Source organism: Deltaproteobacteria bacterium (assembly GCA_030654105.1).
Lineage (GTDB): Bacteria > Desulfobacterota > SM23-61 > SM23-61 > SM23-61 > JAHJQK01.
In genome coordinates this window covers 1-9,367 of sequence record JAURYC010000357.1, presented here as the reverse complement: position 1 = coordinate 9,367, position 9,367 = coordinate 1, and the positions used below count along the sequence as shown (strand labels likewise).

11 protein-coding genes are annotated in these 9,367 nt (G+C 47.1%); 6 read left to right on the top strand and 5 right to left on the bottom strand.

The genetic code is table 11. The features are described 5' to 3' along the window. The 6 genes from Q7V48_15795 to Q7V48_15770 all read left to right on the top strand — a co-directional run. Nucleotides 1–415 (top strand): helix-turn-helix domain-containing protein (locus tag Q7V48_15795; GenBank protein MDO9212185.1); only part of this gene is annotated, 415 nt, incomplete at its 5' end. Between the two features lie 39 nt (nt 416–454). Continuing rightward, a complete protein-coding gene (locus Q7V48_15790) occupies nt 455–1,324 on the top strand; it encodes a transporter substrate-binding domain-containing protein (GenBank protein MDO9212184.1) in 870 nt (289 codons plus the stop codon). Between the two features lie 84 nt (nt 1,325–1,408). After that, complete coding sequence (locus Q7V48_15785; GenBank protein ID MDO9212183.1) at nt 1,409–2,131, top strand: amino acid ABC transporter permease; 723 nt, start codon at nt 1,409–1,411, stop codon at nt 2,129–2,131. A gap of 7 nt (nt 2,132–2,138) precedes the next feature. Then, nucleotides 2,139–2,801: an amino acid ABC transporter permease gene (locus Q7V48_15780; GenBank protein MDO9212182.1), complete on the top strand. Its 663-nt coding sequence runs from the start codon at nt 2,139–2,141 to the stop codon at nt 2,799–2,801. After that, nucleotides 2,798–3,523, top strand: a complete 726-nt coding sequence (locus Q7V48_15775) for an amino acid ABC transporter ATP-binding protein (GenBank protein MDO9212181.1) — start codon at nt 2,798–2,800, stop codon at nt 3,521–3,523. The genes Q7V48_15780 and Q7V48_15775 overlap by 4 nt, the downstream gene beginning before the upstream one ends. A 205-nt stretch (nt 3,524–3,728) precedes the next feature. Beyond that, on the top strand, nt 3,729–3,983 hold the full coding sequence (locus Q7V48_15770; GenBank protein MDO9212180.1) for an aspartate/glutamate racemase family protein: 255 nt from the start codon (nt 3,729–3,731) through the stop codon (nt 3,981–3,983). A gap of 198 nt (nt 3,984–4,181) precedes the next feature. On the opposite strand, the gene Q7V48_15765 is transcribed toward Q7V48_15770, so the two are convergent. The 5 genes from Q7V48_15765 to Q7V48_15745 all read right to left on the bottom strand — a co-directional run bounded on the left by Q7V48_15765 (nt 4,182) and on the right by Q7V48_15745 (nt 9,345). Further along, nucleotides 4,182–5,366: a pyridoxal phosphate-dependent aminotransferase gene (locus Q7V48_15765; GenBank protein MDO9212179.1), complete on the bottom strand. Its 1,185-nt coding sequence runs from the start codon at nt 5,364–5,366 to the stop codon at nt 4,182–4,184. Nucleotides 5,367–5,378: 12 nt separating this feature from the next. Continuing rightward, complete coding sequence (gene hisC / locus Q7V48_15760; GenBank protein MDO9212178.1) at nt 5,379–6,431, bottom strand: histidinol-phosphate transaminase; 1,053 nt, start codon at nt 6,429–6,431, stop codon at nt 5,379–5,381. Nucleotides 6,432–6,451: 20 nt separating this feature from the next. Beyond that, on the bottom strand, nt 6,452–7,753 hold the full coding sequence (locus Q7V48_15755; protein ID MDO9212177.1) for a TRAP transporter large permease: 1,302 nt from the start codon (nt 7,751–7,753) through the stop codon (nt 6,452–6,454). Then, nucleotides 7,746–8,228 (bottom strand): TRAP transporter small permease, encoded by a 483-nt coding sequence (locus Q7V48_15750; GenBank protein ID MDO9212176.1) that lies wholly within the window; start codon nt 8,226–8,228, stop codon nt 7,746–7,748. The genes Q7V48_15755 and Q7V48_15750 overlap by 8 nt, the downstream gene beginning before the upstream one ends. Before the next feature lie 133 nt (nt 8,229–8,361). Next, entirely contained in the window at nt 8,362–9,345 is a 984-nt protein-coding gene (locus Q7V48_15745) for a TRAP transporter substrate-binding protein (protein ID MDO9212175.1), read from the bottom strand. Nucleotides 9,346–9,367 lie beyond the last annotated feature (22 nt).

The following is a 9,367-nucleotide window of genomic DNA, read 5'->3' as shown; positions in this document are numbered from 1 at the left end:
AGTTTGGAAGATAAGGCTTAATCTATCGCACCTGGCCAAGAACTTCCATTCTTTAGAGCCAACGACTAAGGAGCAGATCCGCAGGGGTGAAAGCAAGAAATTGAAATTGGAAGCCAGAATGGAAGAAGCGAAGGCTTCCCGCTTTACACCAGAAAGGATTCGCCTCCTGCGCAAAAAACTTGGGATTTCGCAGAAAGACCTGGGCATTCTCGCAGGGGTAAGCCTGAGCGCTGTGGCTTCATGGGAAAAAGGGAAATTTCACCCAAATTTAAATAAAAAAGCGACTCTCGTGGCCATACGGAAACTCAGGAAGAGGGAGGTGAAAAAAATCCTGGCTTCCAAGCGCATAGAAACGAAAAATAAATCTCCTCGAGCAAGAAAAACAAAAAAAGCCAAAGGGAAGGGGGGTAGGTGATAATTATTCTTTTTTTATAATGAAGAAAGGAGGTCCAAAATGAAGAAAATCTATTTGATCATCATGGTGGGAGTCTTTGTCTTATCCCTAACTACTGGTGTTTTTGCCCAGGGAACTTTGGAGAAAATCTCCAAATCAGGGGAGTTTGTAGTCGGAGTGCGGGATGGGGCTATTCCCTTCGCCTTCATCAGCAAGGATAACGAAAATGTTGGCTTTAGCGTAGATATGGCCAGAGAATTCCATAAAGGCTTGGAAAAGCAGCTGGGAAAGCCGCTCAAACTTACCTGGAAAACAACCAACCCCAAAACCCGTATCCCTCTTGTGGCCAACGGGACAATTGATATTGAATGCGGTTCCACCACCCATACCGTCGACCGGGAAGAAACAGTGGATTTTACTATCACTGTGTTCATCACGGGCACGCAGCTTTTAGTCAAAAAGGGGAGCGGCATAAAGAACGATAAGGACCTTCCTGGTAAAAAAGTGGGAGCTGCTCAGGGTTCGACGAATGAAAAAGCTATCCGGGATCTTAATGAAAAAGGGGTCATCAAGCCGCCAGCCAATATTGTTGTTTATCAAGAGCATTCCCAAGGATTCCTGGCCCTGCAAAGGGGGATTCTGGATGCCTATTGCACGGATGGCATTTTGTTGGCCGGATTGAAGGCCAAAGCCCCGAAGCCCGAAGAGTTTGAAGTGGTGGGAGATTTAATTACTTATGATCCTTACGCTTATATTGTTAGGGAGAATGACTCCAACTTTCGTGACTTTATCAACATCCAAATCATCAATATGATCAAAGATGGCAGGTTCTTAAAAAATTACGAAAAATGGTTCGGTCCGAAGGGGACGGTTCCTTATCCCATGAGTGAGGAATTCAAAATCTTATTGAAGTTGCAAGCCTGGCCGTAAACTGGAGCCAAGAAAAAAAGAGCCAAAGAAAGAATTTTCTCCCTTCTTTCTTTGGCTTTTTTTACTCCTACGAGGTTCCTGGGGATGATCGCATATGAATTTCGATGGTCTGTTCTATGGCAGCAACCCTACGGGAGCTGGATGCTCGAAGGCATATGGACAACCATCCAGCTCGGCTTCATCTCCTGGGTTTTAGCTCTTTCCATTGGGATCGTGATTGGGACTTGCCGGGTTACCCCGTGGAAACCTCTGCGCGCCTGCGCAACAGCCTATACCGAGTTTTTCAGGGATATCCCTTTACTGGTTCAACTCTTTTTTTGGTATTTCGCCGCTCCCAGGATTCTTCCGGCATCGCTGGAACAATATTTTTACCGAGAGGTGGCCAATGTTGAATTTTGGATCGTGGTGATCGCTCTCTCCATTTACACTTCTTCCCGAGTGGCTGAACAAATTCGTTCCGGCTTGCAATCCATTCCAGTGGACCAATTTCATGCCGCCCTGAGCACAGGACTCACTTACTTTCAGATGTATCGGTATGTCACCATTCCCTTGGCCATCCGAATTATGATCCCCCCCTTGACCACAGAATTTCTCACCACGTTCAAAAACACCTCTCTGGCCATGACAGTGGGGGTTCTGGAAGCGACTTTTATGAGCCAGCAGATCGAAGCTTATACTTTTCGCGGCCTCGAAGCGACTACCGCTGCTTGCCTGGTTTATCTGGCCATCACCATGATCGTTATCCTGTTCATGGGTTTAGTGGAAAAGAGGTTATCCATTCCCGGATTCATTGCCCGTAATCGTTAAGGAAACCATGGCTTTTTTCGATTGGAAAGTAATTGTCGAAAACCTGCCCTTTCTCATGCGGGGCTTACTTACCACCTTTCAACTGGCTGTAATCGCCATAGGTGGCGGGGTAATCCTCGGTGTTTTGGTGGGGATGGGGCGATTGAGTAGACGAAAATACGTCTATTACCCGGCCACTGTTTTCGTCAATTTTTTAAGGAGTATCCCGCTCATTCTGGTAATATTCTGGTTTTATTTCCTGGTGCCAATCCTGGCTGGGAGGCCATTGGGAGATTTTGTTTCTGCCTCTATAGCCTTTATTATATTCGAAGCATCTTATTTCGCCGAGATTATCCGGGCGGGTATTCAATCGATCCCCAAAGGACAGATGCAAGCAGCTTATTCCACCGGTTTAAACTATCGCAAAACGATGGGCTACGTTATCATTCCCCAAGCGTTGAAGAATATGGTTCCCTCTCTATTAACCCAATCGGTCATCATTTTTCAGGATACCTCGTTGGCGTACGTGATCGGCTTGAAGGAATTTTTGCGATCGGCCACCATTGTAGATGCCCGGGAAGTCAGAAGTCTGGAATTGTATACCTTTGTGGGGATCGTATATTTTCTTATTTGTTATACCATGAGCTTATTAACGAAGAGGTGGGAAGCAAAGAAGGAATCAGCGAAATGATTGAAATTGTCAATCTGAGTAAATGGTTTGGAAAATTTAGAGTGTTGGACAACATCAACGAGGTAATTCGCCGCAGCCAGGTAGTGGTAGTCTGCGGGCCTTCTGGGTCGGGCAAGAGCACTCTTTGCAAATGCCTAAACGGTTTGGAAGAATTCCAGGAAGGAGATGTCATCATAGATGGTATATCCTTAAAAAACCCTGCCACAGACCTGATAAAATTGCGGCAAAGAATCGGCATGGTTTTTCAACGATTCGAGCTTTATCCGCATATGAGCGCCTTAGAGAATATTACTCTGGCTCCTATGAAGGTTAAAAAATTGACTCGCGGGGAGGCGGAGAAAAAGGCAATGGCTCTTCTGGAAAGAGTAGGAATCCCGGAACAAGCCAATAAATATCCTGGAAATCTATCCGGGGGGCAACAGCAAAGGGTGGCCATTGCCCGGGCCCTGGCTATGGAACCCGAGATTATGCTTTTTGACGAACCGACCAGTGCTTTGGATCCCGAGATGATTAAGGAAGTTCTGGATGTCATGATCGCCCTGGCCAAGTCCGGCATGACCATGATTGTGGTGACTCACGAGATGGGTTTTGCCAAAGAAGTGGCTGATGAAATTATTTTTATGGACCAAGGCCGAATTATCGAGAGGGCTACAGATAAAAATTTCTTCGCCAATCCCCAGACTGAGCGAGCCAAAGAATTTCTGAATAAAATTTTGATTTAACAGGATATTAAAATTTTTGCGAAACTTCCAGTAATTTCGAGATTTATCTTGTAATACTTTAATATTATAAATAATTTAAGAGTATAGGAATTTCCTTAATGGACACGGATGAACACAGATTATTAGGATATTAAATGCAAAAAAATAAATATCTGTGAATATCTGTGGAAATCTGTGTCCAAATTAATTTATTTGATATTAAAACATGAGAGAAAAAATAATTGGAATTCTGGGTGGTATGGGTCCGGAAGCAACGCTCTTGATGTTTGCTAAAATTTTGGAACACACGCCAGCATCTAAGGATCAGGAACACCTCAGGGTGATCATCGATAATAATCCCAAAATTCCTGAGAGATTGCCAGCAATCCTTGGTGTGGGAGAAAACCCCGTCCCCATGATGGTGGAAAGCGGCAGGTCTTTAATAAGGGCTGGAGCTGATTTTATCCCGCGCCGCAATTGAAGAGGCGGGGTCGCAAGCCCTTTAAACTTCCAATCGATTTTAGCTTTCTTAACGGTTTACATTTTTAAAAACCTCACATGAATATTTATTTTAAAGTTTACATAATATATCTTATCAGACGTTTTAATTAGTTAAACGAGTTTCTGAAGTATTCGAAGCAGCATCGCTTTTCACTGCTTTTCGGGGCAAAAGAAAGGATTAACGGGAGAACTTACGAATGGCCCTGCGGAACCCTTCCATGGCGCCTTCGATGACTCGATCTTCGACGCAATAAGCGAGACGGAAATATCCTGGCGTTCCAAAGCCCGTTCCCGGAACAGCCAGGATATTTTCCTGTAAAAGAGTGTTCACGAACAAAACATCATCGGGGATGGGAGATTTAGGGAAAAGGTAAAAGGCCCCTTCGGGCTTGATGAATGAATACCCAGCCTCAGCAAGGCCGCGGCATAGATTATCGCGCTTCCGTTGGTACTCGGACACATCTACCTGAACCCCCTGCAACTTGGAAATAATATGCTGCATGAGGGCTGGAGCGTTTACAAACCCCAGGATCCGGTTGCAGAAAGTTAACCCGTCGACCACCTGTTTCCAGTTTTCCATCCTGGGGTTCACAACCACATACCCGATCCGCTCGCCGGGTAACGAAAGGTCTTTGGAGTAAGAAGTTATGACCATGCTATACGGGTAAGCCTGGAAGACACTGGGAACCCTTGCCCCGTCGTAAACCAGCTTGCTGTAGGGTTCATCGGAAAGCAGGTAAATGGTTTGGCCACTTCTTTTTTTAACATTTTCAAATAATTTACCCAAATTTTTTAAACTGGATTCATCGTAAATTCGACCCGAAGGGTTATTGGGCGAATTGATGATGATCGCTTTCGTCCTCGGAGTCACCCCAGCTTCGATCGCCCCAATATCCAAAGTAAAATCTTCGTTATTTTTAATTAACTGTCCGATTCCATTATGATTATCAATATAAAATAAGTATTCAACAAAATAGGGGGATAGAACCAAGACTTCATCTCCCGGGTCCAGGATGGTCTTTAATGCCACGTTGAGGCCGCCTCCGGCCCCGCAGGTCATGATAACCTGCTCCCAGGTTATTTTCATCCCGTGATCCTTCGATAAGGAATTCGCCACTGCTTGCCGGGTTTCTCGTAATCCGGCATTGGGCATGTAAGCGTGCTTTCCAGGCCGCTCATCGCTTATGACCCCAAGGATGGCCTTCCTGACCTCATCCGGGGGCTCTAAATTCGGGTTTCCGAGGCTGAAATCAAAAACCTTGTCCGCCCCCAATTTACTTTTAAGTTCCAGCCCCTGCTCGAACATCTTGCGAATCCAAGACGCTCGTTCCATGTAATCCCTAATTTTGACCGCAATGGACATAAGTCCTCCTGTTTATAAAATGGGTAGTATGTCTTTTAGCACTCGAAGGGTAAGGGTCATTTCTTCCCGGGTACCGATGGTCATGCGCACTCCATCCCTCAGACCTTCTGCATCGTAATAACGGGTTAAAACTTTGCGGTTAAAAAGGGCTTCATAGAATTTTACTCCCCTCCCCTTCTGAGGCGGTTGGGGAAAAATAAAATTCGCCTGGGAAGGGATAATGCGATACCCAAGGGCAACCGCTTCTTTGCTAATCCAGTCCCGAGTCTCGATAATCTGCTGAATATTTTTCCGGAAATATTCCTGGTCATCGAGCGCAGCGACTGCTAAGGCCTGGGTCAGGCGGGTCACATTGAAGGGGTCTTTGACTTTGAACATCTCCTGGATCAATTCCTCGTTTCCGATGGCATATCCCAACCGCATCCCGGCCAGGGAATAGGACTTGGAAAGGGTCCGCACGACGATCACGTTCTTAAACTTCCGGATGAGCTCTAAGGAATTTTCCCGGGAAAACTCGGCATAAGCTTCGTCGACTACGAAAACTCCTTTCACTTTTTTGGCGAGTTCCGTGACCAGGGAAGTTGGGTACCCAAAACCAACCGGCGAATTGGGGTTAGCCAGGAAAAAGACTCTTGCGTTTGCTGGCGGGTCCGGTGGCCGTTCGTAAGGCTCAACCACGGAGATAGGGATGACTTGGCCCCCATGAATAATTCCCAGGACTTTATAGAGCGGAAAAGTGGGCTCATAGAACCCAATGGCCACTCCGGGCTGGGCAAAGGTCCGGACGATAATATTCAGAATATCATCGGAACCATTGCCGCAGATAATCTGGTTGGCCGAAAAACCATACAGGGAACCCAGTTTCTCCCGAAGCTCCAGACTCGCCGGATCCGGATATAGACGTAAATCTTCGTAAGCGAGGTTCTGGAGGATTTCTTGTACTTTTCGCGAGGGGGGAAAAGGATTTTCATTACTATTTAATTTAATGAAATTCTCCCCGGGAGCCGGCTGAAAACCGGGAACATAGCCCTTCATAGCCGCGATACAATTTCTGACATAGTTCATAATTTTTTCACGCTCTCTTTTCACCCCATGAAACGAGTAGGTAAGTAAAGAGCAATCTGGGGAAATAAAAATAATAAAAAGGCGCAGACCACAAGCCCGATTAAAAAGGGATATACGCCTTTATAAATCACTCCGAAGGGTACTTTGGTGATATTTTTCACCACGAAGACATTGATGGCCACGGGAGGAATCACCACCCCAATCATTACCGTGATCCCGATGATCACCCCAAACCATATCGGATCGAAGCCCAGCTTGATGATGACCGGGTAAAAGATCGGGGTGGCCAGGATCATGAACGCCAGGTCGTCGATGAAAGATCCTCCCAATAAATAAATCAGGGCAATGATAATCATGGTCAGGTTGGGGGAAAATTGCAGTTGAATGATCCAATCCGCCGCCAGCATCGGAATTTTGGTCACAGCGAGAAAATGGCCCAGGATGGTAGAGCCGGCGATAAGCATCAGGACCATGCAGGCAGTGCGCAAAGATTCACCGACGGATTTAATGAATCCTTTATAAGAGAGGTCTTTTTTGGCCAGCGCGAGAAGGAGAACGGCAAAGGTTCCCACACTGCCGGCCTCCGTGGGGGTAAAAAAACCTTTCATCAACCCCCCAACCACCAGCAAAAAAATGATCCCTACCCACAGGACATCCGGGAGGGAAACGATCCGCTCTTTCCAACGCGTTTTTTGGCCTCGGGGCCCCAGCGCAGGGTTGATCCTGCACCAGCCGTAGATGATCAGGACAAAAAACAGGGCGATAATCAACGCCGGAATCAAACCGGCCAGAAATAACTTGCCGATGGATTGCTCGGTAATGATCCCGAATACAATTAAAGTAACACTGGGAGGCATGAGGATCCCCAGGGTCCCGACGGTGGCCACGATTCCGGTCGATAATTTCTTGCTGTACCCATAACGATCCATCTCCGGAACCGCCACGCTGGCGAAGGTGGCAGCTGTGGCTGGGGATGACCCGCAGATCGCCTTGAAAGCGGTTGCCCCTCCTACAGTGGCCATGGCCAGCCCTCCGGGGATGTGGCCGACGAATTTATAGGCAGTATCATAAAGCCGCTTGGCGATCCCGGCGTTGAAGGCAATTTGACCCATGAAAATGAATAAGGGGATGACAGTGAAGCCGTACGAGGAGAATACGTCAAAAATATCCTTGGCCAACAGGTTTAAGGCGGCTTTGGTGGATACTATATAACTGAATCCCACAAAGCCCACCAGAGCCATGGCGAAACCTAACTCTATGCCTGTGAAAAATAAAGCAAGGACTAAGATTAATCCGATGATCCCGGCGACGACTTCATTCATACTGGCCCCTGAGAATCTTCAGGATATCCCCTACCAAGACCAGGGCTTGGATAAAGCAGCAACCCCCGATTCCATACACAATTGGGTAAAAGGGCATTTGCAAAGTGGAAGAAACTTCTCCAGACTTAAAGAGGTCTGTACCCATGAGGGTTAAATTCCAACCGATCATTAGAAACAACCCAATCCCCAGACACCGGGTGGTTATATGGACTCTTTTGCGTACGGGTAAGGAGAACTTTTGCACAAAGAAATCTACGTAGATATGCCCCCGCACCCAGGAAGTAAAAGGAACGGAAAAGCCAATAACTACCGCCCCGGCAAAAGCCACGAGTTCAAAAATGCCAACGATGGATCTCCCCAGAGGGCGTAAGATTACATCCGCAACCGTGATCAACATCATCAATGTGAGAGTGACGCCGGCAATTACGTTGGTCCATTTGCAGATTTGATAGATGAATCCAAACCTTCCTCCCATCCTTTTCCTTTCTGTCCCTTAAAAACCTCTAAAACTCTCCCCTCCCTCGGCGGGAGGGGATGAAGGGGAGGGGGAACCAAATCGACTCACCCCCACTCTCCCCTCCCCCATCGATGGGGAGGGTTAAAAATAATTATTTCAGTTTCTCCAGGCAAAATTTCAGCGCCTCTTCCCCTGGCAAATTCTTGGCCTTCATGCTGCTTACGTAATCATCGAGAATCGGCCTGGCCGCCTTGGCCCACCTTTGGTTCTCTTGCGGGGAAAGAGAAATGATCTTGTTGCCCAGTTTCAACGTAAACTCCCTTCCTGCCTTGTCTATCTCATCCCACAGTTTCCCGGTTTTTTCAATCCATTCCTTATTGACTTGTTCGATGATCTTCTGAATTTCCGGAGGCAGGGCATTCCATTTTTCTTTATTCATGGCCACGAAAAAAGCTGTACTGTAGGCGGAACCAAAACTTTCCGTGGTGAACTTTACCACCTCTCCCCATTTCCACCCCTGTAATGATTCTTGCGGAGCCATGGACCCTTCCACCATCCCTCTCTTCAAAGCATCATATGTTTCCGGCATAGGCATGGCCACAGGGGTCCCTCCGAGGGCGGCAACTACTTTGGCGCTCAATCCCGTGGAGCGGATCCTCATTCCTTTGAGATCTTCGAGCTTGTGCACATCCTTTTTCATATGCAAGATCCCCGGTCCATGGGCATGCAGGTAAAGGATCTTCACCTCCTCAAATTCTTTCGGCTGGAAATGTTGATAATATTGATTGACCAAGCCGGTTGCCGCCACTCCACTCTTATACCCAAGAGGCAAATCAATTACTTCCGTTAAAGGGAACTTTCCTCTGGTATAGCCGAGGACGGACATGCCGATATCGGAAATCCCTTTGACCACGCCGTCGTAGCACTTATCGGCAGGAGTCAGCGTGCCCCCGGGGAACAAAGTAATCTTCACTCTTCCCTGGGTCCTTTTTTCGATTTCTTTTGCCCATTCGCCGGCCAGGACTGTATTTTTATGGGGTGCCGGGAAGAAGATCGAATAAGAAAGTTCAGTGGGCTTCGTTTGGGCCGCTGCCCCAGGAAGGGAAAATAATAATCCCGCCCCGACCCCTAACATAAATACCCACATAAAAATTAGT